23 protein-coding genes and 1 pseudogene are annotated in these 25,140 nt (G+C 70.6%); 14 read left to right on the forward strand and 10 right to left on the reverse strand.

Annotation, left to right across the window (positions count from 1 at the left end; all coding sequences use genetic code 11):
* Positions 1-5: 5 nt before the first annotated feature.
* Positions 6-908 (reverse strand): annotated as a pseudogene (gene groEL, locus J2853_RS09665) (chaperonin GroEL); the annotation flags it as partial.
* A gap of 21 nt (positions 909-929) precedes the next feature.
* Here groEL and J2853_RS09670 point away from each other — a divergent pair.
* Positions 930-1,262, forward strand: coding sequence for an acyl-CoA-like ligand-binding transcription factor (locus J2853_RS09670; RefSeq protein WP_370879521.1), 333 nt, complete (start codon positions 930-932; stop codon positions 1,260-1,262).
* 61 nt (positions 1,263-1,323) lie between these two features.
* Here J2853_RS09670 and J2853_RS09675 read toward each other — a convergent pair whose 3' ends face one another.
* Positions 1,324-2,259, reverse strand: a complete 936-nt coding sequence (locus J2853_RS09675) for a ribonuclease Z (protein ID WP_307556649.1) — start codon at positions 2,257-2,259, stop codon at positions 1,324-1,326.
* A 277-nt stretch (positions 2,260-2,536) separates the two neighbouring features.
* Here J2853_RS09675 and J2853_RS09680 point away from each other — a divergent pair, with 277 nt between their 5' ends.
* Complete coding sequence (locus J2853_RS09680) at positions 2,537-2,974, forward strand: Fur family transcriptional regulator (protein WP_307556650.1); 438 nt, start codon at positions 2,537-2,539, stop codon at positions 2,972-2,974.
* Positions 2,975-3,007: 33 nt separating this feature from the next.
* Positions 3,008-5,239, forward strand: a complete 2,232-nt coding sequence (katG, locus tag J2853_RS09685; RefSeq protein ID WP_307556651.1) for a catalase/peroxidase HPI — start codon at positions 3,008-3,010, stop codon at positions 5,237-5,239.
* A 148-nt stretch (positions 5,240-5,387) separates the two neighbouring features.
* Here katG and J2853_RS09690 read toward each other — a convergent pair whose 3' ends face one another.
* Positions 5,388-6,143 carry an SDR family NAD(P)-dependent oxidoreductase gene (locus J2853_RS09690; protein WP_307556652.1) on the reverse strand — a complete coding sequence of 252 codons (756 nt, stop codon included), beginning with the start codon at positions 6,141-6,143 and terminating at the stop codon, positions 5,388-5,390.
* A gap of 160 nt (positions 6,144-6,303) precedes the next feature.
* On the opposite strand from J2853_RS09690, the gene J2853_RS09695 reads away from it, so the two are divergent.
* Entirely contained in the window at positions 6,304-7,182 is an 879-nt protein-coding gene (locus J2853_RS09695) for a helix-turn-helix transcriptional regulator (RefSeq protein WP_307556653.1), read from the forward strand.
* Between the two features lie 11 nt (positions 7,183-7,193).
* Here the strand turns inward: J2853_RS09695 and J2853_RS09700 are convergent, their stop codons facing one another.
* Together J2853_RS09700 and J2853_RS09705 are read right to left on the reverse strand one after the other, a co-directional pair.
* Complete coding sequence (locus J2853_RS09700) at positions 7,194-7,775, reverse strand: SDR family oxidoreductase (protein WP_307556654.1); 582 nt, start codon at positions 7,773-7,775, stop codon at positions 7,194-7,196.
* Positions 7,776-7,873: 98 nt separating this feature from the next.
* On the reverse strand, positions 7,874-8,629 hold the full coding sequence (locus J2853_RS09705) for an SDR family NAD(P)-dependent oxidoreductase (protein WP_307556655.1): 756 nt from the start codon (positions 8,627-8,629) through the stop codon (positions 7,874-7,876).
* Positions 8,630-8,759: 130 nt separating this feature from the next.
* Between J2853_RS09705 and J2853_RS09710 the strand changes: the two genes are divergently transcribed.
* The gene (locus J2853_RS09710) at positions 8,760-9,194 is read left to right on the forward strand and encodes an Rrf2 family transcriptional regulator (RefSeq protein ID WP_307556656.1); all 435 of its coding nucleotides are present in this window, start codon (positions 8,760-8,762) and stop codon (positions 9,192-9,194) included.
* On the opposite strand, the gene J2853_RS09715 is transcribed toward J2853_RS09710, so the two are convergent.
* Positions 9,191-9,436, reverse strand: a complete 246-nt coding sequence (locus tag J2853_RS09715; RefSeq protein WP_307556657.1) for a hypothetical protein — start codon at positions 9,434-9,436, stop codon at positions 9,191-9,193. The genes J2853_RS09710 and J2853_RS09715 overlap by 4 nt on opposite strands.
* 157 nt (positions 9,437-9,593) lie before the next feature.
* On the opposite strand from J2853_RS09715, the gene J2853_RS09720 reads away from it, so the two are divergent.
* The 6 genes from J2853_RS09720 (at position 9,594) to J2853_RS09745 (ending at position 14,068) form a co-directional block, all read left to right on the forward strand.
* Positions 9,594-10,772, forward strand: coding sequence for a sensor histidine kinase (locus J2853_RS09720; protein WP_307556658.1), 1,179 nt, complete (start codon positions 9,594-9,596; stop codon positions 10,770-10,772).
* Between the two features lie 13 nt (positions 10,773-10,785).
* The gene (locus J2853_RS09725; RefSeq protein ID WP_307556659.1) at positions 10,786-11,448 is read left to right on the forward strand and encodes a response regulator; all 663 of its coding nucleotides are present in this window, start codon (positions 10,786-10,788) and stop codon (positions 11,446-11,448) included.
* 156 nt (positions 11,449-11,604) lie between these two features.
* Entirely contained in the window at positions 11,605-12,267 is a 663-nt protein-coding gene (locus tag J2853_RS09730; protein WP_307556660.1) for a response regulator transcription factor, read from the forward strand.
* A 47-nt stretch (positions 12,268-12,314) separates the two neighbouring features.
* A complete protein-coding gene (locus J2853_RS09735; RefSeq protein WP_307556661.1) occupies positions 12,315-12,644 on the forward strand; it encodes a cupin domain-containing protein in 330 nt (109 codons plus the stop codon).
* Between the two features lie 144 nt (positions 12,645-12,788).
* A complete protein-coding gene (locus tag J2853_RS09740) occupies positions 12,789-13,376 on the forward strand; it encodes a TetR/AcrR family transcriptional regulator (protein WP_307556662.1) in 588 nt (195 codons plus the stop codon).
* A gap of 83 nt (positions 13,377-13,459) precedes the next feature.
* Positions 13,460-14,068 carry an SUKH-4 family immunity protein gene (locus J2853_RS09745; protein ID WP_307556663.1) on the forward strand — a complete coding sequence of 203 codons (609 nt, stop codon included), beginning with the start codon at positions 13,460-13,462 and terminating at the stop codon, positions 14,066-14,068.
* Between the two features lie 217 nt (positions 14,069-14,285).
* Here the strand turns inward: J2853_RS09745 and J2853_RS09750 are convergent, their stop codons facing one another.
* A complete protein-coding gene (locus J2853_RS09750; RefSeq protein ID WP_307556664.1) occupies positions 14,286-14,417 on the reverse strand; it encodes a hypothetical protein in 132 nt (43 codons plus the stop codon).
* A 98-nt stretch (positions 14,418-14,515) separates the two neighbouring features.
* On the opposite strand from J2853_RS09750, the gene J2853_RS09755 reads away from it, so the two are divergent.
* The 3 genes from J2853_RS09755 (at position 14,516) to J2853_RS09765 (ending at position 16,997) form a co-directional block, all read left to right on the forward strand.
* Positions 14,516-15,175 (forward strand): HNH endonuclease family protein, encoded by a 660-nt coding sequence (locus tag J2853_RS09755; RefSeq protein ID WP_307556665.1) that lies wholly within the window; start codon positions 14,516-14,518, stop codon positions 15,173-15,175.
* 162 nt (positions 15,176-15,337) lie between these two features.
* Entirely contained in the window at positions 15,338-15,721 is a 384-nt protein-coding gene (locus J2853_RS09760; RefSeq protein ID WP_307556666.1) for a YciI family protein, read from the forward strand.
* A 31-nt stretch (positions 15,722-15,752) separates the two neighbouring features.
* Positions 15,753-16,997: an RNA polymerase sigma factor gene (locus J2853_RS09765; protein ID WP_307556667.1), complete on the forward strand. Its 1,245-nt coding sequence runs from the start codon at positions 15,753-15,755 to the stop codon at positions 16,995-16,997.
* 69 nt (positions 16,998-17,066) lie between these two features.
* On the opposite strand, the gene J2853_RS09770 is transcribed toward J2853_RS09765, so the two are convergent.
* The 3 genes from J2853_RS09770 to J2853_RS09780 form a co-directional block, all read right to left on the reverse strand.
* Positions 17,067-17,906 carry an SDR family oxidoreductase gene (locus tag J2853_RS09770; RefSeq protein WP_307556668.1) on the reverse strand — a complete coding sequence of 280 codons (840 nt, stop codon included), beginning with the start codon at positions 17,904-17,906 and terminating at the stop codon, positions 17,067-17,069.
* A gap of 54 nt (positions 17,907-17,960) precedes the next feature.
* On the reverse strand, positions 17,961-19,103 hold the full coding sequence (locus J2853_RS09775; RefSeq protein ID WP_307556669.1) for an aminotransferase class I/II-fold pyridoxal phosphate-dependent enzyme: 1,143 nt from the start codon (positions 19,101-19,103) through the stop codon (positions 17,961-17,963).
* Between the two features lie 99 nt (positions 19,104-19,202).
* The gene (locus tag J2853_RS09780; protein WP_307556670.1) at positions 19,203-24,665 is read right to left on the reverse strand and encodes an ATP-binding protein; all 5,463 of its coding nucleotides are present in this window, start codon (positions 24,663-24,665) and stop codon (positions 19,203-19,205) included.
* Positions 24,666-25,140 lie beyond the last annotated feature (475 nt).

The following is a 25,140-nucleotide window of genomic DNA, read 5'->3' on the forward strand; positions in this document are numbered from 1 at the left end:
GGCCACTAGAAGTCCATGTCGCCGCCGCCCGGCATGGCGGGAGCGGCTCCGGCCTTCTCGGGCTTCTCGGCGATGACGGCCTCGGTGGTCAGGAACAACGCCGCGATGGAGGCGGCGTTCTGCAGCGCGGAGCGCGTCACCTTGGCCGGGTCGATGATGCCCGACTCGAACATGTTCACGTACTCGCCGGTGGCGGCGTTCAGACCCTCACCGGGGGTGAGGTTGCGCACCTTCTCCACCACGACGCCGCCTTCGAGACCGGCGTTGACCGCGATCTGCTTCAGCGGCTCCTCCAGCGCCTTGCGGACGATCGCGGCACCGGTGGCCTCGTCGCCGAAGAGCTCGAGCTTGTCGAACGCCTTGGCGCCGGCCTGCAGCAGCGCCACGCCACCGCCGGGGACGATGCCCTCCTCGACGGCCGCCTTCGCGTTGCGAACGGCGTCCTCGATGCGGTGCTTGCGCTCCTTGAGCTCGACCTCGGTCGCCGCGCCGGCCTTGATGACGGCGACGCCGCCGGCCAGCTTGGCGAGACGCTCCTGGAGCTTCTCGCGGTCGTAGTCGGAGTCGGTGTTCTCGATCTCGGCGCGGATCTGGTTGACCCGGCCGGCGATCTGGTCGGGGTCACCGGCGCCGTCGACGATGGTGGTCTCGTCCTTGGTGACGATGACCTGGCGGGCGCGGCCGAGCTGGTCCAGCGTGGTGGACTCCAGCTTGAGGCCGAGGTCCTCGCTGATGACCTGGGCACCGGTCAGGATGCCGATGTCGCCGAGCATGGCCTTGCGGCGGTCGCCGAAGCCCGGAGCCTTGACGGCGACCGAGCGGAAGATGCCCTTCATCTTGTTGACGATCAGGGTGGCCAGGGCCTCGCCCTCGACGTCCTCGGCGATGATCAGCAGCGGCTTGCCGGCGAGCCACTCGACCAGGCCGTCATCGCGGCCATGATCGAGCTCTACACCGACCCCGAGCCCGACAAGGCCGGCCTGCGCATGATCATGTCGACGCCCGAGTTGGAGGGCGAGGCGCTGAAGGCGTTCACCGTGGCGGAGGGTCCGCTCGCCGAGGCGATCGCGGCGCGCACCGGCACCGACCCCGGACATGACCTGTTCCCCGCCGTCACGGCCGCCACGGTCGCCGGAGCCGTCCGCGTGGCGGGGCGGCACTGGCTCGAACACGGCACCACCGGATCCTTCGCCGCCATCCTGCGCGGTGCCCTGTCCTGTGTCGTTCCCGCCGCGCCGCCCGAAGGCCCGCAGGATCGGTGACCGGCGCGCGCGGCTCCGGCGATGCGGTCAACCGGGGATCTCCCGGCCCGCCGTCTCCCCGTCACGGGCCCTGATCGGCCCGCCGCCTGGGAACGGGGACCCGGGTGAGGTCACGGGCGACGACGATCTCTCCGGAGAAGTGGGAGCGGGCCTCGTCGAGAAACCTCGGCTCGTCGTCGGCGTCGTAGCGCTCGGAGAAGTGGGTGAGGACCAGGAGGCGTACGCCCGACTCGGCTGCGACCCGGGCGGCCTGGCCGGCGGTGAGGTGACCGTACTCCTCGGCGAGCCCGGCCTCGGCGGCCAGGAACGTCGACTCGATGACGAGCAGGTCGGCGCCTTCGGCGAGGGCGAAGGCGTTGTCGCACAGCCGGGTGTCCATGACGAACGCGGCGCTCTGCCCGGGGCGCGGGCGGCTGCACTCCTCAAGGGTGACGGTGGCGCCTTCGACGGTGACCGTTCCTTCGCGCTGGAGTTCGCCGATGAGCGGCCCGTGGACGCCGCGGGCGCGGAGGAGTTCGGGGATCATCTGGCGTCCGTCCGGTTCGTCGAGGCGGTAGCCGTACGCGGGGACGGGGTGGGAGAGCGGGCGCGCTGTGAGGGTGACGGGCCCGGCGGGCAGGCGTACGACCTCGCCGTCGAGGGGATGCTCGGCGATGTCGGCGGTGTCGTGGAAGACGGTGGCGTGGCGCAGTCGCCGCCAGTAGGCCTGCCCGCTCAGCGGGTAGGCGGCCCCGATCCGGTGCCCGACGCCGTCGCGGGAGATCCGCTGGACGACTCCCGGAACGCCGAGGCAGTGGTCCCCGTGCAGATGCGTGACGCAGATCCAGGTGATGTCGCCGGCGCTGACCCTCGCGTGAGCCATCTGCCGCTGCGTGCCCTCACCCGGATCGAACAGGAAGCCGGCTCCGTCCCAGAGCAGCAGATACCCGTTCTGGTTGCGCAGGCGCGTGGGCACCGCGCTCGAGGTGCCGAGGATGACGAGTTCGCGAAGGGACACAGCCGCCATGTTAGGAGGGGGCGGCCTTCGGCGTCTCCGCCCGTTGGGGCGACACGCCTTCCCGACGGAGCGGAACCCGCAGGTCCTCGTGGCCGATGTCGTCTACCATCACCCTCGATGACCATGGAGTCGGCCGGCTTGACTGTGATGCGCCCCCAAGATCACCATCTGGATGACATGTCACGCCGTAATGGGGCAAACGTTGTCCGACGCGATACTAGACTTGGGTCATTCATTGTCTTGGATGGTTCGTGTTTGCGAAGGCAGGTTTGGCGCCATGACCGCACCCAAGTCCTCGACCACCGCCGAGGAGCTGCGTGGGGCAGGCCTCCGGGTGACGGCCGCCCGCGTCGCACTGCTCGACACCGTGCGGGAGGGTGATCACCTCGGTGTCGAGGCGATCGCCTCCGGAGTGCGTGATCGTGTAGGCCACATCTCCCTTCAGGCCGTGTACGAGGCCCTCCACGCGCTCACCGCCGCAGGACTCGTGCGCCGCATCGAACCGGCCGACAGCCCGGCCCGGTTCGAGGGACGCGTCGGGGACAACCACCACCACGCCGTATGCCGGTCGTGCGGTGCCGTCGCCGACGTCGACTGCGCGGTCGGCGAGGCGCCCTGCCTGACCGCCTCCGACAGCCACGGCTTCGTGATCGACGAGGCCGAGGTCATCTACTGGGGCCTGTGCCCCAGCTGTTCCACCGCTCACAGTTCCTGAGCACTGTGATTCGCCTAATTCAGAAAGATTTCCATGTCTGAGAACCATGATGCAATCGTCGTAGACGCGAAGACAGAGGGTGAGGGTGGCTGCCCGGTCGCGCACGGGCGCGCCCCGCACCCGACCCAGGGCGGCGGAAACCGCCAGTGGTGGCCGGAGCGGCTCAACCTGAAGATCCTCGCCAAGAACCCCGCCGTGGCCAACCCCCTCGGCGAGGAGTTCGACTACGCGGAGGCGTTCAAGTCCCTCGACCTCGCGGCGGTGAAGCAGGACATCGCGGAGTTGCTGACGACCTCGCAGGACTGGTGGCCGGCCGACTTCGGTCACTACGGCCCGTTCATGATCCGGATGGCGTGGCACAGCGCGGGCACCTACCGGATCAGCGACGGTCGCGGCGGCGCCGGGGCGGGCCAGCAGCGCTTCGCCCCCCTCAACAGCTGGCCGGACAACGGCAACCTCGACAAGGCCCGCCGCCTGCTGTGGCCGATCAAGAAGAAGTACGGCAAGAAGATCTCGTGGGCCGACCTCATGATCCTCACCGGTAACGTCGCCCTGGAGTCGATGGGTTTCAAGACCTTCGGCTTCGCCGGCGGCCGTGCGGACGTCTGGGAGCCCGACGAGGACGTCTACTGGGGTCCCGAGACCACTTGGCTCGGCGACGAGCGCTACACCGGCGACCGGGAGCTGGAGAGCCCCCTCGGCGCGGTCCAGATGGGCCTCATCTACGTCAACCCGGAGGGCCCGAACGGCAACCCGGACCCGCTCGCCTCGGCCCGCGACATCCGTGAGACGTTCCACCGGATGGCGATGAACGACGAGGAGACGGCCGCCCTGATCGCGGGCGGTCACACCTTCGGCAAGACCCACGGCGCCGGACCGGCCGACCACGTCGGCGACGACCCCGAGGCCGCGCCGATCGAGGCTCAGGGCCTCGGCTGGAAGAACACCTACGGCACCGGCAAGGGCGCCGACACGATCACCAGCGGTCTCGAGGGCATCTGGACGAACACCCCGGTGACGTGGGACAACAGCTTCCTCGAGATCCTGTACGGCTACGAGTGGGAGCTGTTCAAGAGCCCCGCCGGCGCCCACCAGTGGCGGCCGAAGGACGGCGCGGGCGCGGGTACCGTCCCCGACGCCCACGACCCGTCGAAGAGGGTCGCCCCGACGATGCTGACGAGCGACATCGCGCTCCGCGTCGACCCGGTCTACGAGCAGATCACGCGGCGCTGGCTTGAGAACCCCGACGAGTTCGCGGACGCGTTCGCCCGGGCGTGGTTCAAGCTGACCCACCGTGACCTGGGCCCGATCGTGCGCTACCTCGGCTCGGAGGTCCCGGCCGAGACGCTGCTGTGGCAGGACCCCGTCCCCGCGGTGACGCACGAGCTCGTCGACGCCGAGGACGTCGCCTCCCTCAAGGGTCAGGTCCTCGCCTCGGGCCTGTCGGTGTCCCAGCTCGTGTCCGTCGCGTGGGCGTCGGCCTCGTCCTTCCGCGGCAGCGACAAGCGCGGCGGCGCCAACGGCGCGCGCGTCCGCCTCGAGCCGCAGAGCGGATGGGAGGTCAACGACCCCGACCAGCTGGCGACGGTGCTGCGCACCCTTGAGGGGATCCAGGAGACCTTCAACGCCGCCCAGACCGGTGGCAAGCGGGTCTCGCTCGCCGACCTGATCGTGCTCGCCGGCGGTGCCGCCGTCGAGCGGGCCGCCAAGGACGCCGGCTTCGAGGTCGAGGTCCCCTTCACACCGGGCCGCGCGGACACGTCGCAGGAGCAGACCGACGTGGAGTCGTTCGCCGCGCTCGAGCCGGTCGCCGACGGGTTCCGCAACTACCTCGGGAAGGGCAACCGGCTGCCGGCCGAGTACCTGCTGATCGACCGGGCGAACCTGCTGACCCTGTCCGCCCCCGAGATGACGGTCCTCGTCGGTGGTCTGCGCGTCCTGGGCGCGAACTCCCAGCAGTCGCCGCTCGGCGTCCTCACCGCGACCCCCGGGTCGCTGACCAACGACTTCTTCGTCAACCTGCTCGACCTGGGCACGACGTGGAAGGCGACGTCCGAGGACGCGAACGTCTTCGAGGGTCGCGACGCCGCCACGGGCGAGGTCGTGTGGACCGGCAGCCGCGCCGACCTGGTCTTCGGGTCGAACTCCGAGCTGCGCGCGCTCGCGGAGGTCTACGCGAGCGATGACGCGAAGGAGAAGTTCGTGAACGACTTCGTCGCGGCGTGGGACAAGGTCATGAACCTCGACAGGTTCGACCTCGTCTGATGACGACGTCCAGGCCGGCCCTCACCGGCCGGCCTGGACGGGTCGCGGCGCCGTCCGATCGCAGCGCCGGCCCCACACGAGATCCGCCTGGGTCAGACCCGGCGAACGTTCACTGTCAACGCTGCCGGCCACATCGACACCCAGCGCGCTATCCGGTGACCGGGCGGACCGGGAGAAGGGTTCCGGAGATGTGCTGGGCCGCGTCGCTGCACAGGAAGACGGTCAGCGCGAGAATGTCCTCGGGCTGACCGACGCGGCCACCGGGATATGCCGACGCCACCTTGTCGATGTACTCCTTCCCTACGGAGGCGCGCATCCCAGGCGTATCGGTCAGGCCCGGAGCCAGGACGGCGGTGCGCACGCCCTGGTCCGCCAGTTCCCGATGGACGACGTTGCTCAGGATGTTCACACCCGCTTTGCTCGCCCCATACGCGGCCAAGCCCGGATTCGCCTGAACGCCGATCATGCTGGAGACGTAGACGATCCGGCCGCCGCCCCCGCGGATCATGACCGGGGCCACATGCTTGGTGACGACGAAGGACCCGACCAGGTTGGTTTCCAGCACACCGCGCAGTGTGGCGAGGTCGGTGTCCAGGACCGGGCGGGCCGGAGGCATCCATCCCGCGTTGTGCACGAGCGCGTCGATGCGGCCCCACTGCCGATCGACGCGGGTCACGGCTGCCTCGACCGCGTCCTCGTCGCTGACGTCCGCGACGACCGGGAATACCGGCCCGGCCCCGGGCAGTCGGCCGATCTCCTCGGCGAGCCGATCTCCGTCCTCCCCACGACGGGTCAGGACCGCCGTGCGCGCGCCTTCGCGGGCCAGTCCGACGGCCAGGCTTCGGCCGATTCCGCGGCCCGCGCCGGTGACCAGGATGACCTTGTCCGAGACATTGATGTCCATGCTCTTACTTCCTTGCGCATATGAATGAACGCGCCGCACGGGACGTGACGGGCGCGGGAGGCATGCCACCAGGGTCACTCGGGCGCGCAAGCTGTACCAGTAACAGCCTTATCCTGGTATCAGCAGCTACCCTCCACGGACCGGTCGAAGGGGATCCCGTATGTCGGACCTGGAGCGACGCAAGGAGATGGGTCGTTTCCTCATCGACCGTCGGGCACGGCTGACACCGCAGGCCGTCGGGCTGCCGCCGGGCGAACGACGCCGGACCCCGGGGCTGCGGCGAGAGGAGGTCGCCCAGCTGACGCACATCAGCACGACCTGGTACACGTGGCTCGAACAGGGACGCGGCACTCGCCCCTCGCTCCAGGTTCTCGACGCGCTGACGCGCGCGCTGCGCCTGAGTCCGGACGAACACGATCACCTGCTGGCCCTGGCCGGCTACACCGACGTCCTGGCCCCCGACGCACCCGGCGGCGCTCGTGTCCCCACGGCGGTGCAAACGATGCTCGACGCCCTGAATCCCGTTCCCGCGTATGTCATCAACCTGCGCTACGACGTCCTCGCGTGGAACGACGCCCAGCGTGCGTTCGCCGTCGACTACCCGCGCCTGCCCGCCGACGAGCGCAACACGCTGTGGCTGCTGTTTCACCATCCGGCCCTCCGCCGCCGATTCCTCGACTGGGGTGCCGATGCCGACGCCATGGTGGCCCAGCTCCGGGCGATCACTGCACGGCACGTCGGCCAGCCACAGTTCGTCGAGCTGCTCGCCCGTTTGAACTCCTCCAGCGAGGAGTTCCGCACCCGTTGGAACCGGCACGAGGTCCGTGCCGTCGCCCCGCGCGTCAAGCGGTGCCGCCACCCCGACACCGGCCGAATCGACCTGGAAGCCGTCACGATGGAACTCGTCGGCATGCCCGACGCACGCGTCGTGGCCTTCACTCCCGCCGATCCGGTCAGCGCCGCGCGGCTGCCCCTCCTGCTGGGCCGCGACGACTCCGGCGCCGTCAATCGGCGACTCGTCAAACCCGGTGAACGCTGACGGTCAGCGCACTAGTCGGTGATGACGACGACGCCCGACGGCTCGTCCAGCAGTTCCACCGTGCGGTCGGCGGCCCGGTCGATCTGGACGCGGGGCTCCGCGGGGAGCTGCCGCTCGTTGTAGGTGCCGGGCCCGTAGAACTGCCCGTAGCTCAGCACGACGCCGCCTTCGGCGAGAACGGAACGCTCCAGCTCGGCGACGGCCAGGGCATCGGGTCCCTCGGGCAACCGCCAGGCGACGCTTTGGGCCAGGATCTTCGGCGATCCGCTCTGTCGTGCCGCCTCGATCACGTTCCGGTTGCCCTCGGTCCGGATGCGGGCGTTCGGCTCCGCGTGATCACCGATCTTCTCCACCGCGTCCGGCAGATCGGTCAGCTCGTTCAGGATGACGTCCGGGTTGAAGTCACGAACCGCCTGGATCAATGCGTCGCGGTCGAAGACGTCACACAGGATCGGCTCGGCGCCGAGCCGGGCCAGCGACTCCGTCTTGCCGGACGAGCGCGTCATGCCGCCGACCACGTGCCCCGCCTGGACCAACCGGGGAATCAGCCGCTGCCCGATCACGCCGGACGCACCGGCGAGGAATATCCTCATGATCCCTCCTGTCTGTACGGTTCGGTAGGTGAAAGCCTAGGCGCTGCTCCCTGTAGGGCCAGGTCAGGGCCTTCGGAGGGCGCGGCGGGGCTCGGCGTTCAGGCGTTGTAGCCGCCGTGGGCGTCCAGTACCGCGCCCGTGACGTACGACGCGGCGGGGCTCGCCAGGAAGGCGATCGCCTCGGCGATCTCGCCGGGACGGCCCATGCGCTGCAGGGACAGCGAGCCGAGCAGGGCCCTGAGGGCCTCGGGGTCCGGCGGCTCCATCCCGCTCTCCATCAGCCCGGCCTCCACGACGTTGGCCGTGATGCCCCGGGGGCCGAGGTCCCGCGCGACGCCCATGGTGTATCTCTCGACCCCCGACTTGGTCGCCGAGTAATCGGCGAGGCCCGGGAGCCCGACCCGGGAGCCCAGTCCGGAACTCACCGTGATGACGCGGCCGTCCGCGCGCAGCACTCGGGAGGCGGCCCGGATGACGGCGATCACGCCGAGGTAGTTGGTGGCGTGCATTCGGTCCAGTGCGGCGGTGTCGACGTCCGGGTCGTCCACCGTACGGCCCTGCTCCGGTGAGATCGCCGCGTTGTTGACGAGGATGTCCAGGCCGCCGAAGTACGCGACCACGTCGTCGATCAGCGCCGGCGCCCGGCTCATGTCCGCCTGGTCGGACTTGAAGGCGGCGACCTTCGTTCCCTTGCCGCGGACCTCGTCGACGACGGCCCGCGCCTGCTTCTCCGAGCTGACATAGGTGAAGGCGACATCGGCGCCCCGCTCGGCCAGCAGCCGTACGGTCGCGGCTCCCAGTCCGCGGGATCCCCCGGTGACCAGGGCGACCTTGCCCGTGAGTGGCTTGTTCATTCTTCTCACCTCGCTGGTTGGCTTCTCCCGACTGTCGAAACATTAATTGTTACAACAGCCTGATCGCAACGTTGGCTGTTACGACAAGGCGGCTGTAACATAGAGCGTTGCGACCGGGAGGAGACGGTTCATGAGCGCCAACAGCAGGTTGACCATCGCCGCTCACGCGCTGGCCTGGATCAGCCTCTACCAGCGCCAGGGTCATGAGGTCGCCACTTCCGAGCAGATCGCGACCAGCGCGAACACCAATGCCGTGGTGATCAGGAGGCTGCTCGGCGAGCTGCGCAGGGCGGGGCTGGTGGAGTCCCGGCGGGGCGTGGGCGCGGGCTGGTCGCTGGCGCGCGAGCTGGAGTCGATGACCCTGCTCGACGTGTACGAGGCGGTGGAGCCCGGCCCGCTGTTCGCGATGCACCGCGCCACCCCGGATCAGGGGTGCGTGGTGGGTTACGGCATCCAGCCGGCGATGCGGGGCATCTACGAGGGCATCGAGGAGACCCTGAGACGCGAGCTGGCCCGCGTCACGCTGGAGGACGTCCTCCGGGACGTCCTCGCGGCACCTCGCTAGCCCCGTTTGCGGCTTCGCCGGGTGAACGCGTCACCGGCCGCGCCTATCGCGAAGCCGAGGACGATCATGACGACGTAGCTGTAGATCTCGTAGCCGTCGGGGGCCAGGAACCGAACAAAACCCATGAAATGGATCCAGCCGAGCCACTCGTGCAGGAGGCCGCTCCCGCCGCCGACGACAAGGACGAAGCACAGCAGACCCGACAGGGCCGCCAGGGGGGACTTCGGGTTGGTGGAGGTCATGGCCCCACGGTAGGCGGGCGATGCCGGGCGCCGGATCGGGCTTAGGACGGCCGTGCGATGACCGAAGTCGGCCGTCGGTGGCCGAAGGGCCGTACTTAAGTATCCGGTCGCGGCACAGATGCCCGGTCGCGGGCGGGGCCCGCGTAGATTACCGGGCATGCGCCGCATCGACCGCACTCGCCGGGACTGGGCCGCAGATCTGGGGTTGTTCCTCTTCGCCACCTGCTTCGCCGCCGTCAGCTCGCAGTCCGTGCCGGTCGTGGCGGATCTCGATCCCGTGTGGCGGGCCGCTGATCAGGTGGTCGGGGGGCTGGGGTGCGCGGCGGTGCTGCTGCGGCGGCGCTGGCCGGTGTCGTTGGCGGTGGTGCTGCTGCTGGCGGGCACCCAGGCGCACTATCTGACCGGTCCGGCGATGGTGGCGGTGTTCACGGTGGCCGCGACCCGGCCGTGGAGAGCCACGGCGTGGGTGGCGGCGCTGGCCTTCGCCCCGCTTCCCATCTTCCTGTGGCGGCTGCCCGAGCTGCCCGAGGGCCAGGCGGGCTCGGCGCTGACGTACTTCGCGCTGATCGCCGGGGCCATCGGGTGGGGACTGTTCCGGAGGTCCCGGCAGCAGCTGATCGCTTCGCTGCGGGAGCGCGCGGAGCTGGCCGAGGCGGACGCGGAGTTGCGGGCCGAGCGGGCCCGGCGCGAGGCTCGGGAGGAGATCGCCCGTGAGATGCACGACGTGCTCGGGCACCGGCTGTCGCTGATGAGCGTGCACGCCGGGGCCCTGGAGTTCAACACGGGCGCGCCCCGGGTGGAGATCGAGCGGGCCGCCGGGGTGATCCGGGAGAGCGCCCACCTGGCCCTGCGCGACCTGCGCGAGGTGATCGGGGTGCTTCACGCGGGGCCGGCGGGAGGCGAGCGGCCACAGCCGGACCTGGCGGACCTGGACCGGCTGGTGGCGGAGGCGCGGGCCGCGGGCGGCCGGATCGAGCTGACCGGACCGCCGGACGGGCCGGTGCCGCCGCCCGCGGTAGGGCGGACGGCGTACCGGATCGTGCAAGAGGCACTGACCAACGCGCGCAAGCACGCGCCCGGTGCGGCGGTCGCGGTCCGGGTGACCGGAGGCCCGGCGGACAGGCTGACGGTTGAGATCCGCAACGCGCTGCCGCCCGGACCGGCTTCGGGCGCGGACAGGGGCGAAGGCGGCGGGCAGGGACTGATCGGACTGGCCGAGAGGACCCGGCTGGCAGGCGGCGAGCTGAGGGCCGGCCCCGCCGGCGACGGATTCCGGGTCTGCGCCTGGTTACCCTGGCCTGCGGCGGATGCGATGTCCGCCGCAGGCCAGGAATGAGGGGAGTGCGTAAGTGATCCGCGTCCTGCTTGTCGACGACGACGCGATCGTGCGGGCCGGGCTGCGCCTGATGCTGGGCGGCGCCCCGGACATCGAGATCGTCGCGGAGGCCGCCGACGGGGCGGAGGTGCCCGCGCTGGTGGCCGCGTACGGACCCGACCTGGTGCTGATGGACATCCGGATGCCGGGCGTCGACGGGCTGGCCGCCACCAAGGCGCTCCGGGCACAGCCCGGCGCTCCGGAGGTCCTGGTCCTGACCACCTTCCACACCGACGCGCACGTACTGCGGGCCCTGCGCGCCGGCGCGGCCGGATTCCTTCTCAAAGACACCCCGCCGCAGGACATCGTCGCGGCCATCCGGACCGTGGCCGCCGGGGACCCGGTACTTTCCCCCGCCGTCACCCGCCGGCTCATCGTGCAGGTGGCGGGCGGCTCCGGGCAGGACGACCGGGCCGCCGCAGCCCGGACACGGCTGGACCTCCTGGCCGAGCGGGAGCGGGAGGTGGCCCGGGCGGTCGGGCGCGGCCGTTCCAACGCGGAGATCGCGCGGGAGTTGCATCTGGCGCTGCCGACGGTGAAGGCACACGTGTCACGCATCCTGACCCGGCTGGATCTCAACAACCGCGTCCAGATCGCTCTGCTGGTCCACGACGCGAGCGCGTCGGAAGACGCCTGAGCACCCGCTCCCACGAAGTCCACGCCGCACGTCGGTCCCGATGCTCACGGCGGGCTCTTGCCGACGAGCCGTGATGCCCGGTTTGGTGGACTGAGCGTGCTCTGAGACTCTGATGTGCCCACCGAACCGGGCGACTCCAGTGCCTGAGGAGAAGACATGATCAAGATCCTGATTGTGGACGACCATGCGCTGGTTCGCGCGGGATTCCGCATGATCCTGGATGCCCAGGACGACATGACCGTGGTGGGGGAGGCGGAAGACGGCAATGAGGCGCTGCGCCGTACCCGGGAACTGCTGCCGGACGTGGTGCTGATGGATCTGCACATGCCGGGTGCCGACGGCATCACCGCCACCGGCGCGATCATCTCCGAGTCGCCCGGGGTGCGGGTGCTCGCACTGAGCACCTTCGACCTGGACGAGTACGTCGTCGACACGCTGCGGGCCGGCGCGTCGGGCTTCCTGCCCAAGGACATCTCTCCCGAGGAGTTGGTGGAGGGTGTGCGGGTGGTGTACCGAGGGGAGGCGGCGGTCGCGCCCCGACTGCTGACCCGTCTGATCGGCACGTTCGTCCGGGCGGCACGACCGCGCGGTTCGGTCGCGCCCGGCCTTCTGGCCGAACTGACCGACCGCGAGCGGGAGGTGCTGACGCTCATCGCCCGCGGCCGGTCCAACACCGAGATCTCCGCGACCCTGCAACTGGCCGCCTCCACCGTGAAGAACCACGTGAGCAGCCTGTTCGCCAAGATCGGTGTCCGTGACCGCGCCCAGGCCGTCATCGCCGCCTACGAGGCCGGTCTCATCACTCCCCGGGATTCCTGAGCCGGGCCTTCTCACGGAACGTCGCGTTCATGGAATGATCGAGCGCCATGGAGATCATCGACAGCGGGCGGTTCGTCCCCACGGAGGACGGGGCCGCCGACTACGCGGAGCACCTGCGGGTGCCCGCGCTCAGCTTCGGGACGTATTCCATCCCGGCCGGCGCGACAGACGGGCAGTCACCGCACAACGAAGACGAGATCTACGTCGTGACGAGCGGGCGCGGCTCCTTCACCTCCGGCGGCCACACGGTCGAGGTCGGCCCCGGCACCACGCTCTTCATCCCGGCCCGTGAGGAACACCGCTTCCACGACATCACCGAGGACCTGGTGGCACTGGTGTTCTTCGCCCCCGCGTACACCGGGATCCCTCAGCCCTAGCGCCGGTTCCGTCGTGACGGTGACGCCGGGCCGGCGCGTATCTCTGGTTCCCTCATCGACCCTGTCGACGTAGTACTCTGCACGGAGTGGTCAAACCGTAGTACTACATTCAGAGTTGTTCCACCTTGGGTTCGGGAGACGGCGATGCGGCAGAATCCGGCACGGCGGGCGGCGCTCCTCGACGCGGCCATCGAGGTCCTGGCCCGCGAAGGGGCGCGCGGACTGACCTTCCGCGCCGTCGACATCGAGGCGCAGGTGCCCAACGGTACGGCCTCCAACTACTTCAACAACCGCGACGACCTGCTCACCCAGGTCGGCCACCGCTTCTACGAGCGGCTGGAACCCGAGCCCGGCGTGATGGCCGCCGTGCTGGAGGGGCCGCGCGACCGCGACAGGGTCACCGAGCTCATGCACGACCTGGTGGACCGCGTCAGCCACTTCCGCTCCGGCTACCTGGCCCTGCTGGAACTGCGCCTGGAGGCCACCCGCCGCCCGGAGTTGCGACGCCTGCTCACCGAACGCATCCGCGCCGACGTCGAGGCCAACGTCGACCACCACACGCAGGCCGGTCTGCCCGGCGACGCGACCACCGTGGTCCTGCTCTATCTGGCACTGAACTGGCTGATCCTGGAACGGCTCACGCTGCCCGACATCTTTCCCGAGAATCAGATCCACGCCATGGTCACCGACATCGTCGAACGCATCCTGCCCGGTCCCGGCCGCTCGGCCTGACGCCCGCGTCCTCTGTTGTGACCGCTTCCGTCCACTGACAGTCCCACGGCGCCCGTGTCGCCGCCCAGTTCGGAGTTTCGGCAGTGCTTTTTGATGTCACCCGCAGCGAACTCGTCGACGTCTTCGGCGAGGACCGTCTCACGACCCTGCCCTCCATCGCCTTTCCGCCCGCCGCCGCGGACACCGAGGGCGCCCGCCTCCTGCAGACCGTCGGCGTCCCCACCGGGACGCTCCGGCTGCGTGAGCCCGTCGAGGACTCCGGTCGCCTGCCCCTCGTCCAGGACGTCATTGACGTCGAGGACTTCGAGGACGCCTCGGAGGGCGCGGGCGAATGGCCCGTCATCGGCTGGTTGCTCAACGCCCACCTCGCCCTCGACCCCGGTTCCGGAAAGGTGCACGCCTTGGACGCCGACGAGGAGATCGTGCGGGAACTCCACACGGACGTCTCCTCCCTCGTCCAGGTCGCCCTCCGGTTCCAGCGACTGCTGGAAGGGTTCACCTTCGGAGGCGGCGAGGAAGCCGACTTCGAGCGTCTGGAACGCGAGGTCGAGCTTATCCGTCAGGAGACGAGCGGCATTGACCCGCTTCCCTTCCAGGACGACGAGACCGTCTGGTCGGTGGTCGGCGAGGAGATCGCCGCGGGCCGACGCTTCAAGGGCGACAGTCCGGGAGCCCGCTCGCTCTACGGGTGATCGCCGGCCGATGTCGCCCACGCACCGCGCGGTCTGCGCGGTGCGTGGCCGCCTTCCTCCCTCTTGAGCGTGGGACGGAACAGCTGGAGGCAGCAGGCATCGCCGCCTGCCGGGGGAGGTAGCACAATTGACTCCACGGCCGCTCGTTGGTGATCGGGTTCTAGACAAACCAGATCGTTGACGCGACCGCTCGGCGTACCCGTCACCCGCTCGCCGATCACATCGATCTCCTCGCCCGGGTCCTGATCCAGTAACGCCGCACGATGCCGAGCTCGGTGTCCCGGACGTCCGCCGGGACACCGCCGTGGCGTTCGATCGCCAGGGAGCACCGGTGGCCGCGGACGGTCATGGAGGCGCCGCGCGCTTACGCGAGCGTGACATGTGCCTACCCGCCAGGCCCTCTCATACCGCTGCCGCCGGCGGGGAATGACTGGTATGGATGGAACCATGATCTTATTGAGGCGGACAGGCCGAATCGCCGTACTCACGCTTCTGGTCATCCCGATCATCGCCGTCACCACCGCCCAGCAGGCGGCAGCCGACTCGCGCAAGCGGCCACAGGCCGACGCCGGGACGCAGGCCCGCCGCATGCTGGCGCAGCTGAAAGTCGCCAAGCCGTTGTCGATCCGTGGTTACAACCGTGAGCGGTTCCAGCCCCGATGGGCACACCACAAGGGCACCTGCGACGCACGAGAGATGGTTCTGGCCCGCGACGGGCGAGGCGTGCGCAGAAACGCCGCCTGCCACCCGGTCAAGGGCGTCTGGTACAGCCCGTACGACGGCAGGTCGCTGAAAAGCGAGAAGCAGATCGACGTCGACCATGTCGTGCCGCTGGCGTATGCCTGGCGCTCCGGCGCCAGCAAATGGAGCCAGGCGCGGCGGCGCGCCTTCGCCAACGACCTCACCCGCCCCGAGCTGATAGTGACCAGCCATTCCGTCAACATCGCCAAGGGCGCCCAGGGGCCGCAGAGCTGGCGTCCGCCGCGCCGCGGCTATTGGTGCCGCTATGCGACCTCATGGATCACCGTGAAGCATCACTACCGGCTCTTCGTGACCCGGCAGGAGAAGGTGGCCCTGCTCAACATGCTCCGAACCTGCCGAGGGTGATGATCGAGATGCGGCCGGGAAGGAGAGCGAGCACCGGTACACCGTGACCGCGTCGACGAGGATGCCTCCGGATGTAGAAACGGCCGGTTGCCCGTTCGACGTCTGGATGAGGGTGCCGCTCGGCAGAATGGCCGGGCGGTACTCGCCGAAAAAGGAGACGTCATGAAGGTCATGGTTGTGATCAAGGTCAGTGGCGCGGACGAGGACAAGATCGCTCCGACGCGGGAGATGGTGGCGGAGATGGAGGTCTACAACGAGAAGCTGATCAAGGCGGGCATCATGCTCGACGGCGGGGGTCTCAAGCCGAGCTCCGAGGGGGCGCAGGTCGTCTTCGAGGGAGGCGCGACGTCGGTCGTCGACGGCCCGTTCACCGAGTCCAAGGAGATCATCGCCGGCTACTGGGTCTGGCAGGTCAGCTCCCTGGAGGAGGCCGTCGAGTGGGCCCGGCAGTGCCCCGCCAACCCCGACAGCGGGATGCGGGAGGTCCTGGAGGTGCGCCCGTACTACGAGGATGAGGACTTCGCGGACCTGGGAACGCAGGGCTGAGGACGCCCCCGGAGTTCGAGGAGAGGCCCCGATGGACGCGCGGCGCACGGTCGAGGCGGTGTGGCGGATCGAGTCCGCGCGCCTGGTGGCCTTCCTGGCCCGGGTGACCCAGGATGTCGGGCTCGCCGAGGAGGCCGCGCAGGAGGCGTTCGTGTGCGCCCTCGAACAGTGGCCGCAGCGAGGCGTCCCGCGTAATCCCGGCGCGTGGCTGACCACCGTCGCCAAGCGCCGGGCGATCGATCTGATCCGGCGCGAGCACGTGCGGGACCGGAAGTACGCCCGGCTCGCCGCCGACCTTCTGGCACCGGGGCCGGAGGCCGGCGGCACGGCCGACTCGGAGCTGCTGTCGCTGGTCTTCGTCGCCTGCCACCCGGTCCTGTCCCGCGAGTCACGCGCGGCGCTGGCACTGCGCCTGGTCGGCGGGCTCAGCACCGAGGAGATCGCCCGTGCGTTCCTGGTGCCCGCCGCCACCATGGGGCAGCGGATCAGCCGGGCCAAGCGCACGCTGGCCGAGGCGCAGGTGCCGTTCGAGGTGCCCGGCGACGAGGAACTTCCGACGCGGCTGTCGGCGGTGCTGGAGGTCGTCTACCTCGTTTTCAACGAGGGGTACTCGGGCACGTCGGGTGAGGAGTGGATCCGCCGGGACCTCGCGGAGGACGCCATGCGCCTCGGCCGTATCCTGGCCGGTCTGATGCCCCGCGAGCCGGAGGTGCACGGGCTCGTGGCGCTGATGGAACTGCAGGCGTCCCGTTTCCGGGTCCGCACCGGCCCGGACGGCGAGCCCGTCCTGCTCCAGCACCAGGATCGTTCCCGCTGGGACCGCACGCTGGTGACGCATGGGCTGGCCTCTCTCGCGCGGGCCAAGGGAGCAGGCAGGCCACTGGGGCCGTACACCGTGCAGGCGGCCATCGCCGCCTGCCACGCCCGCGCCCGTCGTTTCGAGGACACCGACTGGGAGGCGATCATCGCACTGTACGACGCTCTCGCCCAGCTCGCGCCCTCACCCGTGGTGGAGCTCAACCGCGCGGTCGCGCTGCTTCACGCGGACGGGCCCCAGGCGGCGCTGGAGGCACTCGACGCCATCCGCGAGGACCCCCGGATGGCCCGCTACCACCTGCTCGGCGCCGTGCGCGGCGACGTCCTGCTGTGCCTGGGCCGGCACGCCGAGGCGGCCGAGGAACTGGAACGGGCGGCCGGCGTGGCACCGACGACACGCGAGCGCACGCTGCTCATGGAGCGAGCGGCCGCCGCGATCTCAGCGTCCCCGGCCGGGTAGACGCGGCCCCCGGCCGGCGTGGTCACGGAACTGCCGGCCCCCGGGCCTCGTCGGAGGCGCTCTTCGAGGTCATCGGTCCCATCGGCGGAACCCCCCTTCGCTGTTGACGACCTGTCCGGTGATCCAGGCGGCTTCGTCGGTGACGAGCCAGGCGATGAGGCGGGCGGGGTCGTCGGGAGTGGCCCAGCGTTGTCCCGGAAAGCGGCGGCTGACCGCCTCGTGGACCTCGGGTGGCGCGTAGCCGGTGTCGACGGGGCCCGGGTTGACGGTGTTGAGCGTGACGGCCTGGTCGGCGAGGTGGTCGGCCAGGGTGCGGGTGATGGAGGCGAGGGCGCCCTTGGCGGCGGCGTAGGCGACTTCGCCCCGCATGGGGCCGAGATCTTGCCCGGAGGTCATGAAGATGACACGGCCTCCGGGCCGCCCGTCGTGCTGGTCGGCGAAGGCCTGGGTGAGCAGGATGACCGATCGGGTGTTGACGGACCAGTGAGCGTCGAGCATGCCGGCGTCCAAGGTGCCCAGCGGCCCGTCGCCGCCGCTGCGGGCATGGTTGCAGACGAGGATGTCGAGGTGACCGAATGTTCGGACCGCCGCGGAGACCAGGTCGGCCGGCGCGTCCGGCTCGGCGAGGTCGAGGCCCAGATGGTGGACGGTCGCGTCGTCGGCGGCCAGCGCCTCGGTCACTCCTTGAACGATCGCGTGGGGTCCACCGGGATCGGCTCCCCAGGGCTGGTCGTGGTCGTGGGGAGCATGGTGATGAAGGAACAGGCCGGCTCCCAGGGACCCCAGCCTGCGGGCGATCGCGTATCCGATGCCGTCACGTCGGCTCACTCCGGTGACCAGGGCGGTCCGGCCACGGAGCGGCAGCGGATCGCGGCGCAGCCGGGAGAGGTCACGTTCAGCGTGGGTCATGAACACAATCCTCGCCGTCGTCACGGGCGGGGTCCAACGGTTTGACGATCCCGGTCACGTGGTCGGGCGGTGCGCTCTCATCCACTGCGCGAAGGCGGCCAGGCCCTCCTCGGGGCCGGCGCGGCCGACGCCGATACGGAAGCGGTCGGTGGGGGTGGGGGTGAGTTCGGAGTGGTAGATGCCGGCGGGCAGCAGCAGGACGCCGGACTCCTCCACCAGGCGGGTGCAGAACTCCTCCACGCCTTCCGGGCCGAGGTAGCGAGGGTAGGCGACACAGCCGCCGTCCGGTGCCCGCCACTCGAAGAGGTCCGCGAACTCGGCGAAGAACGCGTCGAAGACCGGCAGGTTCGCCGCGATCAGGGCCCGGTTGCGGTCCAGGATCGTCTTTCGGGCCTTGATCGCGACGCGGGCCAGAACCTCGCTGGGAGCGGAGTTGCAGATGGTGGTGTAGTGCTTGGCCCGCTCCAGGCGGGACAGCAGGTCCCGGTCGCGGCAGGTGATCCAGCCGATCCTCAGGCCCGCCAGGCCCAGGGCCTTGGAGGTCACGTTCAGCGACAGGGCCCGCTCGGACAGATCCGCGGCCTGCGGCAGGGTGCGAGCCGGATCGAGCTCCAGGCCGCGGTAGACCTCGTCGCTGAACAGGTGGATGCCGCGCTCGTCGCACAGCCGTACCAGCTCGGTGAAGTCGGCGGTGTCGATGACCTTGCCGGTGGGATTGTTGGGGAAGTTCACCGACACCACCCGGGTGTTCGGCCGGATCGCCGCCCTCACCCGGTCGAGGTCCAGGGCCCAATCGCGGTCAGGATCGAGGGCGACGCCGGTGACCTCGCACAGCGCGAGCGGCACGGTCTCGGCCGCCTGGTAGTTCGGGGTCACCACCACCGCGTGATCGCCCGCGTCCAGCAGGACGTTCATCGCCAGGTACAGGGCTTCCTCGGCGCCCGCGAAGCAGATGACGTCGGCGGCGTCCGCCCGCTCGTAGGTCTGGGCGATCGCCTCGCGCAGGGCAGGATCGCCGTAGGTCTCGGTGTAGCCCAGGGACAGGTTCTCGAACGCGGCCCGGTCCCGGTCGTCGGCCAGGGCGAGCAGTTCGGTGAGCGTCATGGTCTGGGCGTCGGAGGCGGTCAGGTGGTGGCGCGCGGTGAACTCCCATCGGGAGAAGTACTTCTCCAGGCGGAAGTCGGGCAGGCGGGTCATGACGTCTGGTCCTTTGCGTCCGGTGCTTGGTGCCCGGCCCGATGGCCCCGGGCCCCGAAACGCCACGTCGAGGAGCTCGACGTGGCGTTTCGGGCAGGGTCAGCGCAGGCGGGACTCGATGGCCTCGATGATCCGCGGGCGCAGTTCCGCGGCGCGGACGACGGCGTCGACGGAGCCGACCTCGACCGCGCGCCGGATGTTGTGCACGCGGTCGAACTCCGTGGCCACCTCGCCGAGCTTCTCCGCGTGGACCGCCGAGCGGAGCTCGTCGAGCTCCGCGGTCAACGCGGCGCGGTCGGTGCCGGAGGCGGCCGCGACGCGGCCCTCCAGGTCCCGCACGCGCGGGTCGGCCGCGGTGCGGGCGTTGACGTCGCCGGAGAACACCACCGCGGCGGCGGGGGCGCCGCCGAGCACCGAGGCGAACGAGCCCTCCAGCGCGAGCACGGTCATGTTCGGGTTCAGCGCCTTCGAGAACACCACGAACGCGCCGCCGTGGTAGCGCGAGATCACGCAGAACACGATGGGCCCGCGGAAGTTCACGATCGCGCGGCCGATCTCGGCGCCGTACTCCAGCTGCAGCTTCCGCATCGACTCCGGTGAGCCGTCGAATCCCGACAGGTTCGCCAGAACCACCAGCGGCCGGTTGCCGCTGGCCGCGTTGATCGCTCGCGCGGCCTTCTTCGACGACCTCGGGAACAGCGTGCCGGCGGTGTAGGTGTCCGGCCCGTCGGTGGGCGGGAAGCCGCGCCGCGGCACCGCGCGTGACTCGATGCCGAGCAGGCACACCGGCATGCCGCCGAGATGCGTGTCCTGCACCACCGCGGTCTCCGCGTCGGCCATGCCCGCCCAGCGTTCCAGCACCGGGTGGTCCTGGTCGGCGAGCGCGCGCATCACGGTCCGGATGTCGAACGGCTTCTTGCGGTCCGGGTTGGCCTCGGCGGAGAAGATCTCGCCGACGGTGGTGAAGTCGCTGCCCGCCACGACGTGTGGGAAGTCGGAGATGTCGCGGTCGACGGGGTCCGTCGTCCTCGCCCGGCGCGGTGCCTCCTCGCCGGGGGCGACGTACGTGTGGTCGTAGTACGACATCAGCACGTCCCGCGCGCCGGTCAGGTTCGGCGCCCAGTACTGCGCCTGCCCGTTCGGGCCCATCACCCGGTCGTAGCCGCCGATGCCGAAGTTGTCCTCGGCCGACACGCCACCGGAGAAGTCGAGTGACTGCTTGCCGGTGAGCACCATCGCCGAGTCCGGCGTCATCACCAGGATGCCCTTGGTGTGCATGAGCATCGTCGCCTCGGCGTTCCAGTACGGCTGCGCGCCGACGTTGATGCCCGCGACCACGATGTTGATCTCGCCGCCGTCCTGGGTGAACTCGACGATCCGCTTGAGCGCCGCGGCCACCCAGTCCATGTTCTCCGTGCCCGACTCCATGGAGATCCGGGCGCCGGCGGACAGCGCGTACCACTCCAACGGCACCCGCATCCGCTCGGCCAGGTCCAGCGCGGCGATCACGCGGCGGCACTCCGCTTCGGACAGCGCGCCGAGCGACTTCGTCGGGTCGCCGAGCAGCACGACCCTGGTGACGCCCTGCGGGTGCCGCCGGGTCGGCGTGCTGACCACGCCCGCGACGATCGCCGCGGTGTTGCGCCCCTTCGGCCGGTCGACCGGCACCAGCGCGTGGTCGTCGTCGAGGTCGTACTCGACGAAGTCGCCGAGCAGGCCGGTCAGCTCGTACGGATACACCGTGTTGCGGCTGCTCGCGCGCAGCACCTTCTGCCGGTAGTCGTCGAACGGTTCGACCGGCTCGTTCGACGGCTCGCCGACGGTCAGCTCGGCGCCGCCGGTGGCGTCGAAGGAGATGCGTACGGCGATCTTGGTCAGCTCGCCGGTCTTCCGGTCGCGCTGCCGCGCGATGAACAGGATCTCCTCCAGCCCGGCGCCCGCGGTCGTCGGTCGCACCCGCCCGGCGATCATCTCCAGCTCGGCGTGGGTGAGGTCGCTCGGCGGCCAGACGTAGACCACGATCCGGTTGGTGTTGAAGCGGTTCTTCGACGGCCTCCGCGACTGCGCGCGGCGGATCGAGTCGAGGCAGGAGGCGACGGTGTCCTCGGCCGTCGGCAGCGCGACCAGCCTGCCGTCGTGCTCGCGCAGCTCGGTCAGGTCGCGCACCTGTGCGAACGCGACGAGGCGGTCGTCTGACGGGTTCTCCCGCGCCACGCACTGGAAGAGGTAGACCTCCTCGTCCGACGACGGCAGCCGGGTGAGGTCGAACTTGCTCAGCCGCTCCAGCTGCATCCGCTGCGCGATGTACGGGTGCAGGCCGCGGATCAGCCGCTCCTCGGTCATCCCGGTGGCCGACGGGCGGAACGTGAAGTGGTGGTGCATCACCGCGCCGCCGCTGCCCGCGACGGTGGTGGTGAGTCTGCGGACCTGGTCCGGCAGCGGGTGCGCGCCGATGACCTCGTGCAGCGCGGCCGCCATCGCGTCGGAGTCCTCCGGCTGCTTCTCCCAGGCGAGATAGATGTCGGCGTCGATGGCGTCCTCGCCGCTCGCCAGCTCCGCGAGCCCGCGCAGCGCGCTGCCCAGCGCCTCGAAGCTCACCGCGGAGGAGACCACGCACGAGTCCGCGCGCTCGGCGACCACGAACGTGCAGCCCGCGACCTCGCTGGTGCGGACGTCGGTGAGTCCCTTGTTGCCGTAGTACCGCCGGGTCAGCACTTCCAGCATGATCGCGTTGTTCAGGTCGTCGCGGGTGAGGCGCTGGCCGAGCAGCCGCACCAGCGGCTCGGTGCTGCGCACCATCTCGGCGACGCGCTCGGCGCGGTCCGGCGCGTCCGGCCGCGCGTCCAGGTGTCGTAGGTGCTTGCGGACGCCGGCGTAGACGCGGGCGCGGTTGCGGCGCAGCAGCGGCTGGCCGAACCAGGCGAACACCACGCCGCGCGCCAGGTCGGAGACCACGGGGAAGCGGACCTGCGTCGCGGCCACCAGCCGCTCCAGCGCGAGACCGGCGGGCTCGCGCAGCATCTCGTCCGGCGGCGCCTCCCGCAGCCACGCGCGCAGCAACGTCGTGACGACCGTGGCGTCGGCGGACGCGCGTTGCTGGGCGAGGAAGATCCGGAACACCGCGGCTTCGAGCCCGGGGGAGCGCTTCAGCTCGGTGACACCGTAGTGCCCGAGCGCCTTGGCGAGCTTGGCCTGGAACGCCTCCGGCAGCCCGGCCCGCTCGACGTCGAGGCTCTGCAGGTAGGTGTGGAAGTACTCGCGGGCGCTGTGCAGGTGGCCCTCACCGCCGCCGTCCTCGTCCGCCGACCGGTTGCGGCTCAGCTCGGCGAGGTCGGCGAACACGCCGACGAGTTCGAGCTCCTCGGCCAGCGGCCGGTCGCCGTCCTCGGCGGCCGTCCGGCGCGCGGCGAGGTAGTCGTCGAGCACCCGGCGTTCGTCGTGCGGGTCGACGTCGAAGCCCAGCAGCAGGCTGCGCAGGTCCTCCTGGCCGCGTGTGGTGCGCTCCCGCACCGAGATCCTCCCGGGCGCGGCGGGCAGGTCCAGCTCGACGGACCCGGCGGCCGAGGCGTCCTCGGCTTCGGCGTCGTCGGCGAGCGGCTCCAGCCGCATCAGCGGCGCTCCGCTCCCCACCTGGCTGCCCACGGACACGAGGCATTCCCTCAGCCGCGCCTTGAACGGCGCCCGCAGCACCGTCTCCATCTTCATGCTCTCCAGCACCAGCACCGGCGCGCCCGCCTCGACCTCGGCGCCGACCTCCAGCGGCGTGGCGACGACCAGCGCGGGCGCGGGCGAGCGGACGACGCCGCCCTCGTCGCGGCTGACCCGGTGCGTCACGCCGTCCACCTCGACCAGGTGGACCGGCCCGTGCGTGTCGGTGAGCAGGCGGTACCGGGTGCCGTTGACGATGATCTGCCCGGTGTGCCGGTCGAAGCGGTCTAGCTCGACCTCGGCGGTGCGGGCGTCGCCACCCGCTTCGACGCCGACGCGGAACCGATGCGCGCCGACCCGCGCGACGCGCACGCGGTAGCCGACGCCACGCAGCTTGAGGTCCAGCGGCCGGCCGCTCTCGTGCTGCACCTGCGGGCGTCCGCCGAACGCCGTCGACAGCAGCCGCTGCCGCTCGGCGCGTTCCTCCTCCTCGTACGCCTCGATGGCGGCGGCCGCCAGCGCGACGGTGGAGTGCCGGTGCGAGACGAGCCTGCCCTCGCCGCGGACGCGGTCGATCCAACCGGTGTCCGCGCTGGCGTCGATCACCTCGGGCTGGTCGAGCAGGTCGAGCACGAAGCTCTTGTTCGTCGCGCCACCCTCGATGATCACCGTGGTCTGCGCCATCGCCCGGCGCAGCTTGCCGAGCGCCTCGTCGCGGTCGCGGCCGTAGGCGATGATCTTCGCGATCATCGAGTCGAAGTCGGCGGGGATGGTGTCGCCCTCGCTGACGCCGGTGTCGACGCGGATGCCCGGCCCGGCGGGCAGGTCCAGCAGCGCGATGCGGCCCGGGGAGGGCGCGAAGTCGCGGTCGGGGTCTTCGGCGTTCAGCCGGGCCTCGATGGCGTGCCCGCGCTCCACCGGCGGCTCGCCTTCGAGCATGCCGCCGGATGCCACCCGCAGCTGCGCCTTGACCAGGTCGAACCCGGTGGTGTACTCGGTGATCGGGTGCTCGACCTGCAGGCGGGTGTTGACCTCGAGGAACGCGAACAGCTTGTCGCCGGGGTGGTAGAGGAACTCGACGGTCGCCGCGCCGCAGTAACCGACCGCGACGGCCAGCCGTTCGGCCGACGCCCTGAGCTCGGCTGCCTGCACGGGGCTGAGCACCGGAGACGCCGACTCCTCGATGACCTTCTGGTTGCGCCGCTGCACCGAGCAGTCGCGGACGCCGAGCGCCCACGCGGTTCCCCCGCTGTCGGCGATCACCTGGACCTCGACGTGCCGGGCACCGGTGACCAGGCGCTCCAGGAACACGACGCCGCTGCCGAACGCCCGCGCGGCCTCCTGGCTGGTGCGCTCGTAGGCGTCGGCGAGTTCGGCCTCGTTCGTGACCACGCGGATGCCGCGCCCGCCGCCGCCCGCGGTCGCCTTCAGCATGAGCGGGTAGCCGATCTCGGCCGCCGCCGCCAGGGCGGCGTCCAGGGTCTCGACCGCGCCGCGGCTCCACGGCGCGACGGGCACGCCGACCTCCTCGGCGATCAGCTTCGCGCCGATCTTGTCGCCGAGCTTGCGCATGGCCTCCGCGCTCGGTCCGACGAAGGTGACTCCGATCTTCTCGCACAACTCCGCGAACGCCGGGTCCTCCGCGACGAAGCCCCAGCCGACCCACGCGGCGTCGGCGCCGGTCTCCACCAGCGCGCGCTCCAGCGCCTTCAGGTCGAGGTACGGGCGCGCGGACGCGGGACCGAGATCGTAGGACAGGTCCGCTTCGCGGACGAAGGCGGCCGTGCGGTCGACGTCGGTGTGCAGAGCAACGGTCTCGATCTTTCTTCCGGTCTCCGCGGTGATCTCCCGCACGGCGTGGATGAGCCGCATGGCGGCCTCACCACGGTTGACGATGGCGACACGACTGAACACCCGAACGAGCCTTCCTGCAGACCAACGATGTGCGCGCCGCGACACGACGGCCCCGGCAGCCTTCACACCCTTCCGTCTATCGGCCGTCGGCGCCATGTCGCAGACAGCGCACGTTATGCGTCTCCAATTGTGGAAACCGATCAAAAATCATCGACCACCGCGCCCGGCCGGGACCGATCGACGGCGTCGACCGGCAGGTGCGGGCGACCGGCCCGCCGCACGCGCCGGCCTCTCCGCGCTGCCGGTCCATCGGGATTCTCCCCGAGTCGTCGCAGCTCAGAGGCTTGCCGGTGGCCTCATGGCACTCTATGCGGTCCTCGCCCGTCACCTGCGCTCCTCGCCGGCCACACCTGAGTCTTACCGCTCACCCGCCTGCCGGGGCCGCGACGCCCCTTCGTCGGCCGTCCCGCCGGGAGGCGGACCCTCCGATGCCTACCCTCGGCAGGGGCAGGCTGCCCGTTTCAGGTAGGCCCAT

The organism is Streptosporangium lutulentum (genome assembly GCF_030811455.1).
Taxonomy (GTDB): domain Bacteria; phylum Actinomycetota; class Actinomycetes; order Streptosporangiales; family Streptosporangiaceae; genus Streptosporangium; species Streptosporangium lutulentum.